The following is a 17,898-nucleotide window of genomic DNA, read 5'->3' as shown; positions in this document are numbered from 1 at the left end:
CCTCCGCGGCGGGCCCGTCTCCCAAACTCCCGCCGCGAACCCGGCCGGCCGGCCTTGTCCCCCGTCAGGGCCGGCCGGCCCTCGACCCGTCCGCGCCGACCCCTTCCGATCTCCGGAGCCTTGGATGCGATCCCTCGCCCTTGCCGGTGGCCTCGTCGTGGCCGGCGCGCTGGCCCTCACGGCCTACGCCGTCTACGCCCCGCCGGCGACCTCTACTGGAACCACGCAGGCCGCGACCTTCACGGAGACGCTGCAGGCCCGCCTGAAGCGCCTGCCCGGCGACTACCGCGGCTGGGCCCAGCTCGGCCTGGAGTACGTCGACCAGGCCAGGGTCACCGGCGACCCGTCGTACTACACCAAGGCCCAAGGCGCCCTGGCCACCGCCGCCCGGCTGAATCCCGCCGACGACGCGGTCCTGACCGGCCAGGCGGCGCTCGCCGCCGGCCGCCACGAGTTCTCCGAAGCGGTACGGCTGGCGCGGCGGGCCATCGGCGCCAACCCCTACAGCGCGGCGGCGCACGGGGTGCTGGCCGACGCGAAGACGCAGCTCGGCGACCTGAGCGGAGCCTCGAAGGCCGTGGACGCGATGATGGGGCTGCGTCCCGGCGTGGCGTCGTTCGCCCGCGCCTCCTACGCGGCCGAGCTGCGGGGCGACCGGACGGGGGCGCGCAAGTTCCTGGAGTACGCCCAGAACGACGCCTACGCCCCGGCGGACGTCGCCTACACCCGCTACTACCTGGGCGAGCTGGCCCTGCACTCGGGCGACCTGGCCGCAGCCGGCGACTGGTACGCCAAGGCGCTCCAGGCCTACCCCGGCTACACCCCCGCGCTCGCCGGACAGGCCAGGGTCGCGGCGCTCGGCGGAAGGACGACCGAGGCTCTCGACCTCTACCAGCGGGTGGTCGAGCGGCTGCCGCTGTCCCAGTACCTGATCGAGCAGGGCGAGACCCGGATCAAGGCGGGGCTGAAACCGGACTGGACGCTGCTGGAGGCCCAGCGGAAGCTGCTGCGGGCCGCCGGGGTGCGGGACGACCTCACCTGGGCCGAGTTCGAGGCCGATCACGGCGACCCGGCGCTGGCCGTACGGCATGCCAGGACGGAGTACGCGCGCAATCCCAACCTGGTCGCCGCCGACGCGCTCGGCTGGGCCCTGTTCAAGGCGGGCAAGCCGGGCGAGGCCCTCCCGTACGCGAAGAAGGCCACCTCGACCGGCTGGCGCAACCCGCTGCTCGGCTACCACCGCGCCCGGATCGAACGCGCGCTCGGCAAGCCCGCGCGCGTGCCCCCGGGCTTCGATCCGTCCCTGCCCGCACTGGCGAGGTTCTCATGAGGGTGCTCCGGCTCGGCCTGCTGTCCGTCGTCGCGGGCCTGGTGTTGTCGACGTGCGCCTCGGTGCTGTTCGTGGCCGCGGCGCGGGCGGAGACGGTGGCCCGGCATCCGCTCGGGAACTTCACCGTCAACCACTACAACGGGCTGCGCCTGCGGCCCGACCGGGTGGAGAACGAGGCGGTCGTGGACGCGGCGGAGCTGCCGACGCTCCAGGCGAAACCGGGCGTGGACGGCTCGTACGCGGCCAGGACCTGCGCCACGCTGGCCGCCGCCCAGCGGCTCACCGTCCGGGGTACGGCGGTGCCGTGGCGGGTGTCGCGTTCGGCGTTCGCCTACGCGCCGGGGCAGGGCGGCCTGCAGACCAGCCGCCTGACCTGCGGGCTGGTCGCCGAGACCCGGGTGTCGGGCGCGGTGTCCTTCACCGACGCGTTCGAGCAGGACCGGATCGGCTGGCGCGAGATCACCGCCGTCGGTGACGGGGTACGGCTGACCCGGTCGTCCGTGCCGTCGGCCAGCGTGAGCGACGAGCTGCGCAAGTACCCGCAGGACCTGCTGACCGACCCGCTCGACCAGCGCACGGCCGCCATCACCGTCGGCGGCGCCGCCTCCGCCCTGTCCGGCGGCTCCCCCGGCTCCGGCGGCACGCCTTCTGGACTCGGCACGATCAGCGTCGGTGGACCGATCGGGGACGCGCTGGCGGCGCTGGACCGGACGTTCACCGGCCTGATCGGCGCCGACTCGCTCACCGTGCCGCTCGGGCTGCTGGCCGTGGCGCTGGCGATGCTCCTCGGAGCCGGGCACGCGCTGATCCCCGGACACGGCAAGACGATCATGGCCGCGTACCTGGCCGGACGGCGCGGACGACCGCGTGACGCCCTGGTCGTGGGGGCCACGGTGACGGCCACGCACACGGTCGGGGTGCTGGTGGTGGGCCTGCTGCTGAGCGCGTTCACGGCGCTGGCCGGGGAGGCGGTGCTGGGGTGGCTGGGGGTGGCCAGCGGCGTGCTGATCGCCTTCATCGGCCTGCGCCTGCTCCTGTCCACCCGCCGCACCACCGGTCACGGCCACGGACATGGACATGGCCACGGCCACGGTCACGGGCATGAGCACGACCATGAGCATGGGCACGCGGGCTCGACGCGGGCCGGGCTGCTGGGGATGGGAGTGGCGGGCGGGCTGGTGCCGAGCCCATCGGCGCTCATCGTGCTGCTGGGGGCGATCGCGCTGGGTCGTACCTGGTTCGGGGTGGCCCTGGTCACCGCGTACGGCCTCGGCATGGCCGCGACACTCACCGTGACGGGCCTTCTGCTGGTCAAGCTCGTCGACCGCCTCGAACGGCGCGCCTCACGGGGACGGGGCCTCGCCGCCCGGCTGTCCACCCTGGCGCCGCTGGGCACGGCCGGCATGGTGATGCTGCTGGGCGCGGGCCTGGCCCTCCGCTCGGCCATCGCCCTCTAGGTCCTGGCCGACCTCCGGACCAAGATCCTCGACGGCACCTATCCGGCGGGCGAACGGGAACCTCGTTCCTCAGCCGCGCGGCGGTCGTCTCACTCCAAGCGCAAATTTCTTATCATGACCGCAAACACCGGTGCTCCCGGCAACGGGTTCCGTTTCTCGCCTACCTTGTACCATCCCCATTTGCGGTACGCAGCTACGGCAGGCGTAGCGGCTGGCAGCACGGTCAAAGTGGCCCGTTCTTCCGGTCTGCTGGTCAGCAGCATGTCATGGATGGTTTCGGCCACATGCTGGCGTCGCCACGGAGCGCGTACCAGCAGCTCGACCAACGCCCAGGTACGGCCGGGGTGTTCGGCGGTGATCTTCTCGGGGAGCGGAGCCACCAGGTTGCGCCACCACAGCGTTGTCGGCTGTAGCGTCACACCGAAACCAAAAGCAACGAGGTGGCTGTGCTCTCTTGCCGTGATGAGCCGGTATCCCTCTTGCTGACGCTGCACTTCAAAGCGTTCCCGGAATAGCTGGGCGTGCTCCGGGCCCCACGCATACGGCGGCCCAGCGTAGACCTCGCTGTACAGCTCGGTGAGTTCGTCTAGTTGCTGGGCGGCCGGTTCGCTGCTGAGCGACTGGTAATTAATGGCGGGCAACGAGTTCACACTCCCTCGCCGGGGCGGCCCGCCGCAGGTAATCCCGCAACTGCTCGTGGAACGTGGCGACCTCGGAGCAATCGGGGTAGCGGCCCACCAGCGCGCCATCCAAGCGGATGAACCAATCCACCACCAGTGTCGAGCGTGCTTGCTGGGCCATCTGCAAGGAGGTGTGAGCTACGATCGCGGCCTCCACCGGCTCACGCTGAGCCAACCGAACCTTCGCCAGCCGGACTTCATCGAAGATGCGACTGCGCGTGTATCCCTCATCCCGGCTGGCGCGCGCACTCAGGGTGTGGCTTTCGGCCCGCGTCGCGTACTGCTGCCAACGTGTCGGCTGCGTGCTTCGCAGCGCCAGCTCGGTGAAAGCGTTGGCCGCCAGACAATCCACCTCTGCCTGATTCATGTAATGGACCCAGTCCGGGCGGGCGTCACCTTGCGCTTCTTGCCAGATTTCAACACAGGCATCGGCGCTGCGCGCGGCGTTCCCGGCTTCTCGTTCTCCCAGTTGGGCATAAGCGCGGGCTTCCAACCCCAGCAGTTCGGCGCGCACCAGATCATTCGCACCGTGCGGCAGGCTGCATAGCGCGGTGCGTGTCAAGCTCAAACTGTCGCTAAATTTACCCAGCGCGGTAGACAGTTGCGTCATATCGCCGATGATCTTTGCGCCCAGTGCCGGCGCAGCCGCTTCACGGCAGGCGTGCAGTGCCAGCAAGTAATAGCGCTGGGCCATGCCATGCAGCCCTTGATCGTAGGCCATCCATCCGGCCAACTGTGCCAGCTCGGCAGCCACATGGAACAGCCGCCGTGTAACCTCAGGGGAGTTGTGCTCGTTCAGGCTTTCAGTGACAGCGTTCAACTGCCCGACAACGGCCTTCCGGCGCAAACCACCGGCGCCGGAGGCATCCCATCGCCGAAACAGCACTACCGCCTGTTCCAGCTCTGCTAGCGTCTCCGGGCGCGCCTCACTGCTGACAGGCATGACCGGCAAGCCGGCTACCCACTGGCGTATAGGTTGCAGCAGAGCGGAGCCGGCCAGTACCGCCAGTTGCGCGACCACCTGTCGCCGAGACGCGATGTCGTAGCCTGTAAAACTCTCCATGATCTCTACGGTGTGCTGATTTGTGAGTGAGAAATCCAGCGGCACCGACGAGTGCAAGATGTAGTCGCCTGACTTGCCCGGCAGCGTAACGATGTCGGCCAGCAGTTCCTCCAGCTCAGCCGCTGTGACCTTGAGCAGGGCGGCGATCTTGGGATGCAACCATGGCTGCGGTTCCGTCTCGGCCCGCTCCCAGCGACTGGCAGTGGAACGTTCGACACCCAGCGCGTCGGCCAACGCCTCCTGCGTCAGCCCAATGGCCTTGCGCCTCTGGATGAACCGAACCCGCTTCAGTGCCACGCGCTGAGCTCCCTCCGCCACCACCAAGCGTAAAGCGCCAGCCATTCAAGTGCCCTGCTCATCGGGCATGGTGCTTCATTTCTGCCACATCTGATGCCGCGAAACCGCTCTGGAGCTACCTCGGGCGGCTTGGTTTGCTGCTTAAGCGCGGGATGAACGGAAGGAGACGGGCCATGAGCAACGGCGGCGGTAACACAACCCCACGGCACCGCGTCGAGGACTTCCAGCACCGCGCCGGCGAGGTGCTGAGCGACGAGAATGCCCACCTCCTGGCCGCGCAGTTGCAGGAGTCGTGGGACGGCCGCTGGCAGGTGATGTGGGAGCCGTGGGGCCGCAAGTTCAGGGCGTTCCCGGCCTACGACATGGACGTCAACGCTCCAGTCGACGGCAGAAGCCTCCGCGAACTGTGGCGCAACGTCCTCAACGTCGATCCGGAACTGCTGGTGGTGGTGGCCGAGGCCATCCCGGCGCACCCGTCCACGGTCGTCCACATTCCCCCCGGCTTCTTTCAGGAGATGGCCGGGTGAGCAAGCGAGACGTGGCCCAGCACGCTGCCCACCGAAAGGTCCGGCAGCAACTCCCCACGTCCCGGCGCGACCGGCCGGAGGGGCGAACCCCTCCACGGTCGTGCACTCCGGCGCGGGCCGACCATCCGAACTCTCCATTCCCTCGGACCCGCGTCGACTCGTCTCGCGGCCCACGTACGGGGACAAGCCCGGCCGTGGGCCGCGAGATCCACCTCTCGGTCGTCCTCTTCCCCACTGCGCGAGCCTGGCCGCTTCGCCGTAGTTGGGCGACCGGGCCGGGGAAGGCGGACACCTGGATGTGCACTCGTCCGTCTTCCCCTGGCGGCCAGGGGGCGTACAACGCCCCGGCTCCCCACACGAAGGTCATGTCATGGACGCCGGTATCGCACTCGCCTTCCTCATCCACAACATCTGGCAGGAGGGCCGGCGATCACCGATCGCCAGCGACGACGCTGACAACCCTCCTGTTACTGCTCTCCCCACGGCATCAGGCAGTCAGACCCGCGTGGAGAGAGCAGACGATGACCAGAGCCCGACAACCGCAGCACGAGCAAAATGAACCCGCGTTCAAGTGGGAGCCGTACAGGCCGGTCGGCAGCCAGCTACGCGTCTCACACACCTCGTGCTGCGGCCGGTGGGAGTGGGCGTCCGAGGGCGGCCAGTTCTTCGTGCTGCGCCGCACCGGCGACCACTACGAGGAGACCGGCCGCGGCCTCTACCGCCAGGCCCTCGACATCTACATCGCTCTCGCCGAAGCGCACCACGCCGAGCACCTGCGCCGCAGGGAGACGCCGGAGCCCGACACCTTCCTGAAGGGACGGGGACGGCGTGGCTGAGCCCGGAGGATCCCGCCAGCAGCCACGATCGACCAGTTGCCCAGCACCACCGAGAAGAGGGGATCCAACCTGTGACCACCGACAATGACGTCCAGGACGTCACAGCGCTACGCACCGCCATGATCGAGAAGATCGCCCTTCGCCACCAGGCGCTGGGCTTGGTGCTGCCGGCTGAGGTCGAGCGGGCGCTGCGGACGGTGCCTCGTAATCTGTTCACGGGCGACGTCGATCTGCAAGCCGCCTACGAGGACACCGCGGTCGTCACCAAGCGCAACGAGCGCGGCGCCTCCATGAGCTCGGTGTCGGCGCCCTGGCTGCAGGCGGTGATGTTGGGCCAGGCAAAGCTCAAGCCCGGCGACCGGGTTCTGGAAGTGGGATCCGGCGGCTACAACGCGGCCTTGATCCGAGAGGTCGTCGGGCCGACGGGTTCGGTGACCACGATCGACATCGACCCTGAGGTCACCGACCGCGCCCAGCGGTTCCTGGCGGGTGCCGGGTACGGCGACGTGGAGGTGATCTGCGCGGACGCCGAGTTCGAGATCGAACCGGGCCGCACGTTCGACGCGATCATCGTCACGGTCGGCTCGTGGGACGTTCCCCCGGCCTGGCCCTCGCAGCTCGCCAAGGGCGGCAGACTGGTCGTCCCGCTGCGCACCTGGGGCTTGACCAGGTCCTGGGTCCTGGAACATCAGGACGGCGCCCTGGTGAGCCGTGATCGTCAGGTGTGCGGCTTCGTCGCGATGCAGGGCGCGGGAGCCCACAAGGGCACCGCGACTCCGCTGCTCGACGCTGACAGAGATCACACGGTCGGGCTGTGGCGGGACGAGAAAGACACCATTGACGCGGCGGCGCTATCTGGAGTGCTGAACCTGCCGCGCGCGGAGGTGTGGACCGGCATCACGGTGGGTGCCGGGATCCGGTACAGCGACCAGGACCTATGGCTCGCCACGACCCTGCCCGGCTTCAGCTTGATCACCGCGTCACAGAAAGCGATCGACCATGGCATTGTGGCGCTGCCATGGCAGTACGGCACACCGGCGCTCGTGGACGGCCCCAACCTGGCCTACCGCCCCAAGCCCCGCCCCATCGACGGCGACGTCTTTGAATTCGGCGCCTTCGCGCACGGCCCGCAAGGCGAGCAGTCCGCGCGGCGGTTGGCCGACCAGATCGCCGCGTGGAACCTGGCCGGTCGGCCGGAACCCCGCCTGTCGGTCCACCCGGCAGGCACACCGAACGGCCAACTACCAGACGGGCACGTCCTGGACAAGGAACACGCCCGTCTCGTGATCTCCTGGCCGACGGCCAGGTAGCCCCACCCTCCGATCGAAAGGATCCGGTACATGGAGCCGCACGAGTTCACCCTTGACGTCCGCTTCTTGAAGGCCACACCCGCGTTCATCGGACTCGACTCCGACGACTGCACCAGCGACGGCTGCGGCGAGACCCCCGGCAGCGCCGGCATCGCCAACTGCTAACCCCTCCCGGGTGTTCCCGGCCACTCCGCATGGCCGGGAACACCCCCTCGAGAACGGAGGAACGGCCAGATGCATCGCTTCCGAGCCGTGGACGCCGCCGTCGTTCGCGTCGCTGCCTACCCGAAAGACTTGGTTCTGCCACCATGGCCCGACCTCACCAGGAACGATGCTCGCGACGCTGCCAGCTGGATCTGCGAGGTCTGGCCGACGCCAGGGGTAGGCGACGCCGTCACGATCGCCAGCCCTGATCTGGCGCGCGTCCTCACCGGAATATGTGATCACCCGAGCGCCTTCCGGCCGCGTCAGGTCCATCGCGCGGCCGAGGCACTGATGCGCTATCTCCTGCGGTGGACGACCCGGGCCACACCGTTCGGCCTGTTCGCCGGAATCGCCCCCGCCACCATGGCTTCCACTGCCTCGGTCGCGTTCGGTGACCGGCATACCGCCGTACTGCGGCCGGATTCCCTGTGGCTCGCCGAGACGATCAGCGCGCTGGAAGACGATCCGGCTTTGCTGCGAGTGCTGCCGGTCCAGGCGAACAACCTAGGGTTCGCGCGCGGCGCGGACTGGGTTCTGCCCTACCCGCCCAGCGCTGATGGGACGGTGTCGGAGGTTTCCGTGCGCTACACCACGGCGGTCCGCAGCGCTCTGAAGGAGGCGGCCACGCCGGTCGTCTTCGGTGATCTGCTGGCGAAGCTGGCCGCTGAGTCTCCGCAGACAGCGGTCACGGTCATCGAGGGCATGCTCACCGAATTGGTGCGGTTGCGGATCCTGCTCACCAGCGTGCGACCGCCGATGACCGTCACCGACCCCCTCGCCCACATCACCGCCCAATTGCAGGGCCCGGCCGCCACTTCTGCTGCCCTCGATCCGGGCTCCCGGCTGGCGGTCGGTCTGCGGCTGGACTGCTCGATCAGCCTGCCTCCCCGCTTGATCGAGGAGGTCGAGACGGCCGCCGCGATCCTGGTTCGGCTGGCCCCCAGACAGCCCGCGTGGCAGGCGTACCACACCGCGTTCGTCGACCGTTATGGTCCGGGGGCTCAAGTGGGGATCCGGGAACTTCTGGACCCTGATCGCGGGCTCGGCTACCCCGCCGGGTTCCGCGGCTCACTCGCCACCCACGACCCCACACCGACCCGCCGAGACGCCACGCTTGCGGTCCTTGCCCACAAGGCCGCCCTGAGCGGGTACGCCGAGCTGGTCCTCACCGATGACATGGTGGCCGAACTGGAGACGGGCGACGGGGCAGGGCCAGCCCCGCACACCGAGGTGCGGGTCGCCGTCAGCGCCCCGACTCCCGCCGCGTTGGACACCGGGGACTTCACCCTCACTGTGGTGTGCGCGTCGCGGCACGCCGGCACTTCGGTGGGCCGGTTCCTGCATCTTCTGCCCGCCGCGGACCGGGAGCGGATCGCCGGCGCCTACCGTCGCCTCCCGACCAGCACGGCCGGCGCGATGGCCATGCAGTTGTCGGTCCCTCCGCTGCGTGCCCGCACGGACGGCCTGGCCCGCACCCCGGACGTGCTGCCAGTGCTGTCGCTGGGAGAACATCGCCGCCCGAGCGGCTCAGCGGTCGATCTCGACGACCTGGCGGTCACCGCCGACGCCCGCCGCCTGATCCTGGTGTCGCTCACGCGCGGGTGCGCCGTGGAGCCGTTGATGTTGAACGCGACCAACCTGCATCACAGCGCCCACCCATTGGCCCGGTTCCTGTGCGAAGTCAGCACCGCGACCTCGACACCCTGCACCACCTTCAGATGGGGTCGCGTCGCCGACCGGTTCGCCTTCCTTCCTCGCGTCCGGTACGGCCGGACGATCCTCAGCCCGGCTCGGTGGACCCTCATCGCCTCGGACCTGCCCGCAGCGGCCGCCACCACCGGGGAATGGGCCAAGCGGTTCCAGGAGCACCGGCAAGCACGCCACATCCCGGACGTGGTGCGGTTCGGCGACGATGACGTCCTGATCCGGGTGGACCTGACCGAGGGCGCGCACCTGGCGCTGCTGCGCCGCCACCTGGACCGCACCGGCAAAGCGCGGCTGATCGAGGACGTGACCGACGACGCCTGGCTCGGCGGGCGCCCCCACGAGATCGTCGTTCCCCTCGCCTCCACCACCCCGCCCCGCCCCTTGACACGACCGTTGCGGCGTGAGCGGACCCATCATGGTCCCGGCCACCTGCCCGGAGACTCACCGTGGCTGTACGCGAACCTGTTCGGCCACCCCGAACGACAATCTGAACTCCTCACGATCCGTCTGCCGGACCTGCTCATCGACTGGGAGCACGGGCCCTGCGATGACTGGTGGTTCATCCGCTACAACACTCCAATACCGCACGTGCGGATCCGGCTGCCCCTGCATGATGGCGACCGGTATGGACCCGCCACCCGGTCGTTCGGACAGTGGGCACGCGCCGTGCACCGTGCCGGATTGCTGCGCGATCTCTGCCTGGACACCTACCGGCCGGAAATCGGCCGGTTCGGCACCGGCCCCGCCATGGCCGCCGCCGAAGCCGTGTTCGCCGCCGACTCCGCGATCGTGGTCGCGCAGCTACGCACCACGGCTAATCCACAGGCTGCGACTGCGGCAAGCCTGATAGACCTCGCGACGGGCTTCCTGGGCACCGGCGGCATGCCATGGCTCGTGGAACACATCGCCCACGGCGGGCCCAAGGCGCTCGATCGGACGGTTACGGAGCAGGCCCAGCGTCCAGCCAACCTTCCGCCCGACTTGATCGAACGGAGGCGTACGGCGCTGGCCACCTACAGGGCACTTCTCGAACCAGGCGACCTGGACATCATTCTGAGCGACCTGCTGCACCTGCACCACGCCCGCATGATCGGGATCGACGCCGAGTCGGAACGGATCTGTCTGCGGTTGGCCCGGACCCTGTCCCAGGGCCTGATCGCGCGAGGAGAAGGGAGCGGCACATCGACGTCCACCAGCGGGCCCGCTACCATGCCGACGCCATAGCCCGCCAGCTCCAGACACCTGATGCGGCCAGGCGGCCAGTCCAGTCACTCAGCGGCGGAGCCGTCGGGATCGCGCTCTTGCACATCGAGCGGGCCGTCACGGGCAGCGCCGGGTGGCGGGAGGCGCACGACTGGCTGACCTTGGCGACTCGGGACGATCTCACCATCGGTGCGGGGGCCTGCCTCTACCTCGGGGCGCCCGCGCTCGCCTTCGCCCTCCATCCCGCCCCTCACATCGGGTACCGGCCCTCGCAGGCGATCCTGGACGAGGGCGTCGCGGCCCTCACCCGCGACCGGCTCGCCGCCGCCTCCCAGCGCATGGAGCGCGGTGAGCGACCCGCGCTGACCGAGTTCGACCTGATCAGCGGTCTCACCGGTCTCGGCGCACACCTGTGGAGACATGACCCCAGCGGCGACCTGGTCAAGAACGTGCTGGCCTATCTCATCCGGCTCACCGAACCGATAGACGGTCTGCCGGGCTGGTGGACGCTGTCCTCAGCCAAGCGCACCGCGGCCGCCCCGCCCGGCGGGCACAGCAACCACGGGATGGCCCACGGCATCGCCGGACCATTGGCGCTACTGGCGCTCACCGCCAGAGCCGGCCTGATCCTGCCAGGCCAGATGGAGGCCATCGGCCGAATCTGCGCCTGGCTGGACGACTGGCAGCACGACCACCTCGGCGCCCCCTGGTGGCCCGAAGCCATCACCCTCGCCGAACTCCAGCAGGGCCGGACCACCCAACCCGGACCACTGCGCCCCTCCTGGTGCTACGGCACCCCCGGCCTGGCACGCGCCCAGCAACTGGCAGCCCTCGCCACCGACGACACCGCCCGCCAGACCACCACAGAACGCGCCCTGATCGGCTGCCTCAACAACCCGCGCCAACTACGGCGGATCATCGACCAGAGCCTGTGCCACGGCACAGCAGGGCTGTTCATGACCGTGGCTGCCTTCGCGGCCGACTCGATCGCCCCACACCGCCTACCGATCTCCTGCGTCACCGACCTGCTGCTGGACGGCCCCACCGCTCCCAGCGCAGCACCGGGGCTTCTCACCGGACGCACCGGCTACGGGCTCGCCCTCCACACCCTTGCCGACGATGCGCCGCCCACCACCACCTGGGACGCCTGCCTTCTGCTCCGCTGACCAAACCGGGGGGACACACCTCCGCCCACACGACGCCTCCGCACCCTGGAGAACACATGTCTGCTCAACACCCGCCCCCCACACGCCCACCCGTACCACCGAGCAAGGTGGCCGATGCCGTGCTCGCGGTGCTGTCCGGCGCCCCTGCCGAGGTGGCCGCAGCCGCTATCAGCGCCCGCACCGAGACTCTCGCCGACGCAGTCGATGCCTACCAGGCCGCCGGATACCAGGCGTTGGAAGCCCGCACGGCTGATCACGGCTGGTACAGCATCCGCGTCCAGTTCGCCGAGTGGGAGAGCGCCGAGCAGGCCGCCGTGACCCACCTCAGCCCGCGCCTGGATCGCCTGTGCGAGCGCAAGCTGATCAGCGAGTGGTGGTTCATCCGCAAGCATCCATGCTGGCGGCTCCGGCTACGCCCGCTCGGCGGCCTCGTCCCCGAAGTGAAGGCCGCCGTCAACGCCGCGCTGAACGACCTGACCGTGTCCGGGGTGCTCACCCGCTGGTGGCCGACCATCTACGAGCCGGAGACCGCCTCGTTCGGCGGCCCGGTCGGAACCGAGATCGCCCACGCCCTGTTCAGCGCCGACAGCAGCCACATCCTCGCCTACCTGCGGCAGCGCCCGCCGGACGTCGGCCGCAAAGAGGTGTCGATGCTGCTGAGCGCCACCCTGTTGAGCGCGACCGGACTGGATCGGTTCGAGCGCGGAGACGCGTGGAACCGCATCGCGGAACTTCGCCCCCTTCCCGCCGACGCTCCCTCCACCAGCTTGAAGGACCTGGCCGAGCGGATCCGCCCCCTCGTCGCCTCCCCCACCGGCTCGATCGCCCCGGATGGGCCGGGCGCCTTCGCCTCGCCCTGGGCAGCCGTCTTCCGCAATGCGGGGCGGTCCCTCTGTGAAGCCGCGTCCGCCGGCCATCTGGACCGGGGCGTCCGCCACGTCCTCACCCACCTGGTGATCTTCCATTGGAATCGTCTCGGCTTGCCCGCCACCACGCAAGGCATCCTCAGTCGTGCCGCACGTGAAGCCCTCCTCCCTTCAGGGAAGTGATCACACTTTTCGAGGGGCTGAACGTAGCTACCACCCCTCCCGCCGGAGCACAGAGCTTGATGAAGGGCCCGTTTTCGAAGGCGGCCCAAACCGCGTCGGCGCCTCCTTGCCCCTCCGCTTTGCTCCCGCGTCCACCGGTTCCTTAGGGTTGGTGGGTGTCAGAGCCGACATCGCCCCCGCCGCGGATCGGGTCCCCCGAGTGGGATCGGGAACTCGCGAGCATTGGGCTGGATCGGCGAGGGGTCGACGCTGATGTGAATGCCGTGCTGGCGACCACGGACGCCCCTAGCGAGTTCGACCCGCACGGGCTGAACCTCTTCGGGACCGATGCCGAGGTCGCCGCCGACTGGGTCCTGTTGCATCAGAGGTTCCCTTCCTATGGGATTTTGATGTACCTGCGAATGTGCTGGTCGCAAGGTGACCACGCGCTGCAGGACTGGATCGTGCGCCAATTCGCCGCGATGCTGATGTACGGTCCGGGCCCGGTGGCCGATTCGGCCGAGTACGGGCTGTGGGTCGACTACTTCGAATCGCCTGAGGCGTCGCAGGTCTTCACGGCGCTGGCCCTTCAGTTGCCGCGGTCCCACTGGGATCGCCTGATCAGCGGCGCCGGTCCGGTGCCCTGGGACGCCAAGCATCAGGTGTTCCAGGAGGCGGCCGAGGTCCCGGCGCTGCATCCCGCGCTCGCAAGGGGCATCGCGGGTTCGTTCTATGACGTGTACGGCGACGTCGACGCCGTGGACGCGGCCCTGCTGCTCGATCGGCTCACGGTCGCGGACGAATCTTTGCTGGCGGCGCTGACCGAGGCCACCGCACAGCCGCTGCGACTGCGGTCCGGATCGGCCGTGATCGCGGACGAGTCCGATGCGGGGTGGCCGCACCCGGGGAGCTTCCTGCTTCGCGCGGCGGTGCGCAGCTCGCGGAGCCGGTGGGTGCGGCAGTCCGAGCTGGTGGCCGACGGCCGGGTGTACGGTCGCCTGGCGCACTGGGACTTCCCGTTCGACCCGACGAAGATCGCGCACCGCGTTGTGGCCGCGCCGGAGCCGGAGGGGCGGATCGTGCTGTTCCGGGTCGAAGGGCCGCCTGAGCACGCTGAGCTGCTGGTGGACCGGGAACTCGAGGCATGGCCGCCGGGTCTCAGGGAGCATCTCGCACCCTGAGGGCCCCGGGTGTCAAGTGTCCCAATTCCCCCTTACGGGAATCGAAGACACCCTCTGAGGGATGGCACCCGGCGGGACGCTCCGACAGGCTTCAGCACCGTCGTCGCACTAGGCGTCCGCGCTGCTCAGGGCCGGGCACGCGCTGATCCCCGGCCACGGCAAGACCATCATGGCCGCGTACCTGGCCGGGCGGCGCGGCCGACCACGTGACGCCCTGGTCGTGGGGGCCACGGTGACGGCCACGCACACGGTCGGGGTGCTGGTGGTGGGGCTGCTGCCGAGCGCGGGCCTGGCCCTCCGCTCGGCGATCGCTCTCTAGCCTCGCGCTCGTCCCTGGATCAGGGTCTCCACGCCGTCCAGGATCCGGGCGAGGCCGAAGGAGTAGTCGAAGCCCCGCTTCTCCTCGGCGGTGTCCGGTGGATAGTCGTAGGCACCCGCGTCGACCGCCGCACGCAGGGCGGGAAAACGCCGCGCGTCGATGAGATCGCCGAGTAGCGTGCTGTATGCGGCAATCGACTCCCCCGAGGCGGCCGGCCCGATCTCGGCGCCCATCCGCGCGGTGGTGAGCATGTAGCTGGCGACCAGCAGGACCACGCCGACCTTCTCGCCTTCGCTCAGCCCGGTATCGCGCAACGCGGCCAGGGCGCGATCGGTCCACGCCAGCTGGTTGGGGGTGATCGGTGGCCCGGTGATGGGCACGTGCACGATCCAGGTATGGGCGCGCAGCATCACCCACTGCGCCGCGCACCAGCGCTCCAGGCCGGACCGCCAGTCGCCGCAGGGCTCGTCGAGCTCGGCGGGCACGGCCGCGACCGTGTCCAGCATCAGCAGCAGCAGCTCATTCTTGCTCTTGACGTGCCGGTAGAGCGACATCGTGGTGAAGCCCAGCCCCTCGGCGACCCTGGCCATCGACACGGCGTCGAGGCCGCCGGCGTCGGCCAGCTCGACCGCCGCGCGGGCGATGCGCGGCGGGCTGAGCCCCTGCCTGGGTTCAGGCGCCGGCTCGTCGAGTCTTCCCCAGAGCAGGTCGAGCCCCGGCGGCAGCTTGTCGTTCATGGTCCTCACCTTCGCGCATCGCCCTCGCCTTTCGCGACGTCCGTCCGGCGCCGGCGCCGACGCCGACGAGCTGGGCCGCACGCTTGCGCTCCCGCAAAGTGTATGTCATACACTCAGTGTATGACATACACAGCATTGATCATCGGCGGTGGGATAGCGGGCTCGTTATGCGCGGTCGCCCTGCGCAAGGTGGGGATCACGCCGGTCGTCTATGAGGCGTACGACCGGACCGCGGACCACACGGGTGCCTTCCTGACGCTCGCGGTGAACGCGCTCGACGCCTTGCGTGCCCTCGACGTCGACCTCGGCGACGTCGGCTTCGACACGCCGCGCATCGTGTTCACCAACGGCTCCGGCAGGCGACTCGGCGAGCTGCCGTACGGCACCGCCCTGCTGGACGGCATGGTGAGCCGGACCGTCAAGCGGGCCGACCTCTACCGCGCCTTCCGCGAGCGGGCCGTCCGGTCCGGCGTACACATCGAGTACGGCAAGCGGCTCGTCGACGCCGAGAGCGCCGGCGACGGGGTGCTGGCGAGGTTCGCCGACGGCACCTCGGTCCGCGGCGACCTGCTCATCGGCGCGGACGGCCTGCGGTCACGTACCCGCGAGATCATCGACCCGCACGCGCCGGACGCGCGCTACGGCGGGCTGCTCAACACGGGCGGCTACGCCCGCGGCGTCTCCACCGGCGGCGAGACGGGCACGATGAACGCGATCTTCGGCAAGCGCTGCTTCTTCGCCCACACGACGCATCCGAGCGGCGAGGTGTGGTGGGCGGCGAATCCGGCCCGGGCCACCGAGCCCACCCCCGCCGAACTGGCCGCGACCACCCCCGAACAGTGGCGGTCCCGGCTGATCGACCTGTTCCGGCACGACAGCGGGCCCGCTGCGGATATCATCGCGGCGACCGGCGAGATCTTCGCGGGCTGGAGCACCTACGACGTGCCGACCGTGCCGAAGTGGCATGACGACCGGATGGTCATCATCGGCGACGCGGCCCACGCGACCGCCCCCTCGATCGGGCAGGGCGCGGCCATGGCCATCGAGGACACCGTCGTGCTGGCCAAGTGCCTGCGGGACGGCCCGGACATCGCCGCCGCGTTCGCCGCCTACGAACGGCTACGGCGCGAGCGGGTGGAACGCGTCGTCGCGCAGGGCAATCGCACCGGCGGCTGGAAGACGCTCGGTCCCGTCGCCCGGGTGCCCCGCGACCTGATCATGAGCCTCGCCATGAGACGCATGGCCCGCACCGGCGACAACCCGAGCCGGTGGATCTACGAACACCACGTCGGCTGGGACGAACCCGTCTACAGCGCGGGCTAGTTCTGCCGGCGTCCGCGCCGGGTGGAGGGCAGGTCGTGGCGCCCCGAGACGAACTCCTGGACCGCGATCTTGGCCCTGATCACCGGCCGGCGCCACCGTTCCTCCCGGTGCGCGGCCGTGGCCAGCTTCCGCGGCCGCCGCTTCTGGTAGAACAGGTGGGCCCACGGAGACCCGGGCCTGGCCAGCCGCACCGCGCTCACCAGCAGCAGCACGGGCACGAACAGGCCCACTATCCCGGTCCAGATCTTGCCCTTCAACAGGGTGATCACGGCGAGCGCCATGTTCGCCACGAGCAGCGCGCCCGGGTTGACCGGGGTCCCGTAGTCGAACGACAGCGGCCGGAGCCCGGTGAGCAGCAGCCCCGTCATCGCGACCGCGATGAACACCGCGTCGACCGAGGTACGGCCCTCTTCCTCCCAGTACACGTCGTGCAGGTGCAGGATCAGCGCGAACTCGTCCAGCACCAGCGCCGACCCGATCCCGAAGACGGCCGCCGCCGCGGCGTAGGCCACCTGCGACGCCGAGGACACGATCAGCCCGCTGACCCCGCCGACCAGCATGAGCACGACCCCGAACACCACGTGGTGGATGTGCATCTCGCCCACGTTGACGTTGCGGAACCAGCCGACCTTCGCCCTGATCAGCCGCACGTTGACGCGGGTGGCCACGAAGGCCCCGATGAGCGCGACGAAGAAACAGAACAGCGGCAGCCGTCCCGTGTCGACAATGCTCAGCTCGAACCAGTTCCCCATGACCTTGAAAACGATGCTACGAGGCCAATCGTCATCCCTTGACCATTTGGACCGGGAAACGAACTCAAGACAGGAACGCGCGCAGCAGCGCCGCCGTGCCCTCCAGGTGTTCCGCCACCGCTCGGCGGGCCCCTTCCGGGTCGCCCGCCAGGATGGCCGCCACGATCGCCTCGTGCTGGCGGGCGGAGTGGTCGAGGTTCACCTGGAGCATCGGGATGGCGTTGAGCAGGTCGCTGACCCGCAGGCGCGCGTCGGCGCAGGCGGTGGCGAGCAGGGCGGAGCCGGTCAGCTCGGCGATCGAGAGGTGGAAGGCCGTGTCCAGCCGCCGGTAGTCCCCGATGCCCGCCTTGTTGAGTGCCGCTAGCCGGCCACGCAGGAGGGAGCGCTGGTCGTCGGTCAGCGTGGCCGCCGCCAGCACCGCCGCCGCACCGCATTCGACCGCCATGCGGAAGGTCAGCGCGTCGGTGAGGTCCGCCGTGCCCATGTCGGCCACGACCCTGCGCAGGTCGCCGCTCTCCGGCGGCGGCGGGGCGTAGGTGACGAACGCGCCGCCGTAGCGGCCGCGCCGTACGTCGAGGTAACCCGCGTCCTGGAGCGCTCGGATCGCCTCCCGCAGCGTCACCCGGCTGATGCCGAGCTGGACGGCCAGCTCGCGCTCCGGCGGCAGTTTCCGGCCCGGCGCGACCACGCCGAGCTTGATCGCCTGGAGCAGCCGTTCTACCGTCTCCTCAAAGGCGTTTCCTGCCCTGACCGGCCGTAACACCGTCATCAACCGCGC

General features: G+C 69.8%; 17 protein-coding genes. 12 read left to right on the top strand and 5 right to left on the bottom strand.

Annotated elements, in window-relative coordinates:
* Positions 1-124: 124 nt before the first annotated feature.
* Together AB0B61_RS03485 and AB0B61_RS03480 are read left to right on the top strand one after the other, a co-directional pair.
* A complete protein-coding gene (locus AB0B61_RS03485) occupies positions 125-1,330 on the top strand; it encodes a tetratricopeptide repeat protein (RefSeq protein ID WP_358427305.1) in 1,206 nt (401 codons plus the stop codon).
* Complete coding sequence (locus AB0B61_RS03480; protein ID WP_358427302.1) at positions 1,327-2,787, top strand: sulfite exporter TauE/SafE family protein; 1,461 nt, start codon at positions 1,327-1,329, stop codon at positions 2,785-2,787. Before AB0B61_RS03485 ends, AB0B61_RS03480 begins: the two co-directional genes overlap by 4 nt.
* Positions 2,788-2,876: 89 nt before the next feature.
* Here AB0B61_RS03480 and AB0B61_RS03475 read toward each other — a convergent pair whose 3' ends face one another.
* Both AB0B61_RS03475 and AB0B61_RS03470 read right to left on the bottom strand, forming a co-directional pair.
* Entirely contained in the window at positions 2,877-3,437 is a 561-nt protein-coding gene (locus tag AB0B61_RS03475; RefSeq protein WP_358427299.1) for a GNAT family N-acetyltransferase, read from the bottom strand.
* Positions 3,415-4,827 (bottom strand): helix-turn-helix transcriptional regulator, encoded by a 1,413-nt coding sequence (locus tag AB0B61_RS03470; protein ID WP_358427296.1) that lies wholly within the window; start codon positions 4,825-4,827, stop codon positions 3,415-3,417. Before AB0B61_RS03470 ends, AB0B61_RS03475 begins: the two co-directional genes overlap by 23 nt.
* A gap of 173 nt (positions 4,828-5,000) precedes the next feature.
* Here AB0B61_RS03470 and AB0B61_RS03465 point away from each other — a divergent pair, with 173 nt between their 5' ends.
* From AB0B61_RS03465 to AB0B61_RS03425, 9 genes are all read left to right on the top strand, one after another.
* A complete protein-coding gene (locus AB0B61_RS03465) occupies positions 5,001-5,354 on the top strand; it encodes a hypothetical protein (protein WP_358427293.1) in 354 nt (117 codons plus the stop codon).
* 521 nt (positions 5,355-5,875) lie between these two features.
* Positions 5,876-6,190 carry a hypothetical protein gene (locus tag AB0B61_RS03460; RefSeq protein ID WP_358427290.1) on the top strand — a complete coding sequence of 105 codons (315 nt, stop codon included), beginning with the start codon at positions 5,876-5,878 and terminating at the stop codon, positions 6,188-6,190.
* A gap of 71 nt (positions 6,191-6,261) precedes the next feature.
* Positions 6,262-7,500, top strand: coding sequence for a methyltransferase, FxLD system (gene fxlM, locus AB0B61_RS03455; RefSeq protein ID WP_358427287.1), 1,239 nt, complete (start codon positions 6,262-6,264; stop codon positions 7,498-7,500).
* Between the two features lie 30 nt (positions 7,501-7,530).
* Positions 7,531-7,665: an FxLD family lanthipeptide gene (fxlA, locus tag AB0B61_RS03450; RefSeq protein ID WP_358427284.1), complete on the top strand. Its 135-nt coding sequence runs from the start codon at positions 7,531-7,533 to the stop codon at positions 7,663-7,665.
* 69 nt (positions 7,666-7,734) lie between these two features.
* Complete coding sequence (locus AB0B61_RS03445; RefSeq protein WP_358427281.1) at positions 7,735-10,635, top strand: lantibiotic dehydratase; 2,901 nt, start codon at positions 7,735-7,737, stop codon at positions 10,633-10,635.
* A complete protein-coding gene (locus AB0B61_RS03440; protein ID WP_358427684.1) occupies positions 10,530-11,780 on the top strand; it encodes a lanthionine synthetase C family protein in 1,251 nt (416 codons plus the stop codon). The genes AB0B61_RS03445 and AB0B61_RS03440 overlap by 106 nt, the downstream gene beginning before the upstream one ends.
* A gap of 56 nt (positions 11,781-11,836) precedes the next feature.
* A complete protein-coding gene (locus AB0B61_RS03435) occupies positions 11,837-12,829 on the top strand; it encodes a thiopeptide-type bacteriocin biosynthesis protein (RefSeq protein ID WP_358427278.1) in 993 nt (330 codons plus the stop codon).
* 263 nt (positions 12,830-13,092) lie between these two features.
* Positions 13,093-13,989: a hypothetical protein gene (locus AB0B61_RS03430; protein WP_358427275.1), complete on the top strand. Its 897-nt coding sequence runs from the start codon at positions 13,093-13,095 to the stop codon at positions 13,987-13,989.
* Between the two features lie 169 nt (positions 13,990-14,158).
* Entirely contained in the window at positions 14,159-14,308 is a 150-nt protein-coding gene (locus AB0B61_RS03425; protein WP_358427272.1) for a hypothetical protein, read from the top strand.
* Here AB0B61_RS03425 and AB0B61_RS03420 read toward each other — a convergent pair.
* Positions 14,305-15,045: a TetR/AcrR family transcriptional regulator gene (locus AB0B61_RS03420; protein ID WP_358427269.1), complete on the bottom strand. Its 741-nt coding sequence runs from the start codon at positions 15,043-15,045 to the stop codon at positions 14,305-14,307. The genes AB0B61_RS03425 and AB0B61_RS03420 overlap by 4 nt on opposite strands.
* A 120-nt stretch (positions 15,046-15,165) precedes the next feature.
* On the opposite strand from AB0B61_RS03420, the gene AB0B61_RS03415 reads away from it, so the two are divergent.
* Complete coding sequence (locus AB0B61_RS03415) at positions 15,166-16,368, top strand: FAD-dependent monooxygenase (RefSeq protein WP_358427266.1); 1,203 nt, start codon at positions 15,166-15,168, stop codon at positions 16,366-16,368.
* On the opposite strand, the gene AB0B61_RS03410 is transcribed toward AB0B61_RS03415, so the two are convergent.
* Both AB0B61_RS03410 and AB0B61_RS03405 read right to left on the bottom strand, forming a co-directional pair.
* Positions 16,365-17,120, bottom strand: coding sequence for a hypothetical protein (locus tag AB0B61_RS03410; RefSeq protein WP_358427263.1), 756 nt, complete (start codon positions 17,118-17,120; stop codon positions 16,365-16,367). The genes AB0B61_RS03415 and AB0B61_RS03410 overlap by 4 nt on opposite strands.
* A gap of 64 nt (positions 17,121-17,184) precedes the next feature.
* Positions 17,185-17,889 (bottom strand): FCD domain-containing protein, encoded by a 705-nt coding sequence (locus AB0B61_RS03405; protein ID WP_357943110.1) that lies wholly within the window; start codon positions 17,887-17,889, stop codon positions 17,185-17,187.
* Positions 17,890-17,898: the final 9 nt, after the last annotated feature.

The sequence above is a fragment of the Nonomuraea sp. NPDC049158 genome, assembly GCF_040648335.1.
In the GTDB taxonomy this organism is placed as follows: Bacteria; Actinomycetota; Actinomycetes; order Streptosporangiales; family Streptosporangiaceae; genus Nonomuraea.
The sequence above is the reverse complement of the archived record's forward strand: the minus strand, read 5'-3'. Positions and strand labels throughout refer to the sequence as shown.

Bases quoted from the DNA above. Each gene is read 5' to 3' on its own strand.
- AB0B61_RS03415 (WP_358427266.1), top strand. From the start codon at position 15,166: ATGACATACACAGCATTGATCATCGGCGGTGGGATAGCGGGCTCGTTA.
- AB0B61_RS03485 (WP_358427305.1), top strand. From the start codon at position 125: ATGCGATCCCTCGCCCTTGCCGGTGGCCTCGTCGTGGCCGGCGCGCTG.
- AB0B61_RS03410 (WP_358427263.1), bottom strand. From the start codon at position 17,120: ATGGGGAACTGGTTCGAGCTGAGCATTGTCGACACGGGACGGCTGCCG.
- AB0B61_RS03465 (WP_358427293.1), top strand. From the start codon at position 5,001: ATGAGCAACGGCGGCGGTAACACAACCCCACGGCACCGCGTCGAGGAC.
- AB0B61_RS03420 (WP_358427269.1), bottom strand. From the start codon at position 15,045: ATGAACGACAAGCTGCCGCCGGGGCTCGACCTGCTCTGGGGAAGACTC.
- AB0B61_RS03425 (WP_358427272.1), top strand. From the start codon at position 14,159: ATGGCCGCGTACCTGGCCGGGCGGCGCGGCCGACCACGTGACGCCCTG.
- AB0B61_RS03480 (WP_358427302.1), top strand. From the start codon at position 1,327: ATGAGGGTGCTCCGGCTCGGCCTGCTGTCCGTCGTCGCGGGCCTGGTG.
- AB0B61_RS03460 (WP_358427290.1), top strand. From the start codon at position 5,876: ATGACCAGAGCCCGACAACCGCAGCACGAGCAAAATGAACCCGCGTTC.
- AB0B61_RS03445 (WP_358427281.1), top strand. From the start codon at position 7,735: ATGCATCGCTTCCGAGCCGTGGACGCCGCCGTCGTTCGCGTCGCTGCC.
- AB0B61_RS03405 (WP_357943110.1), bottom strand. From the start codon at position 17,889: ATGACGGTGTTACGGCCGGTCAGGGCAGGAAACGCCTTTGAGGAGACG.
- AB0B61_RS03435 (WP_358427278.1), top strand. From the start codon at position 11,837: ATGTCTGCTCAACACCCGCCCCCCACACGCCCACCCGTACCACCGAGC.
- fxlA (WP_358427284.1), top strand. From the start codon at position 7,531: ATGGAGCCGCACGAGTTCACCCTTGACGTCCGCTTCTTGAAGGCCACA.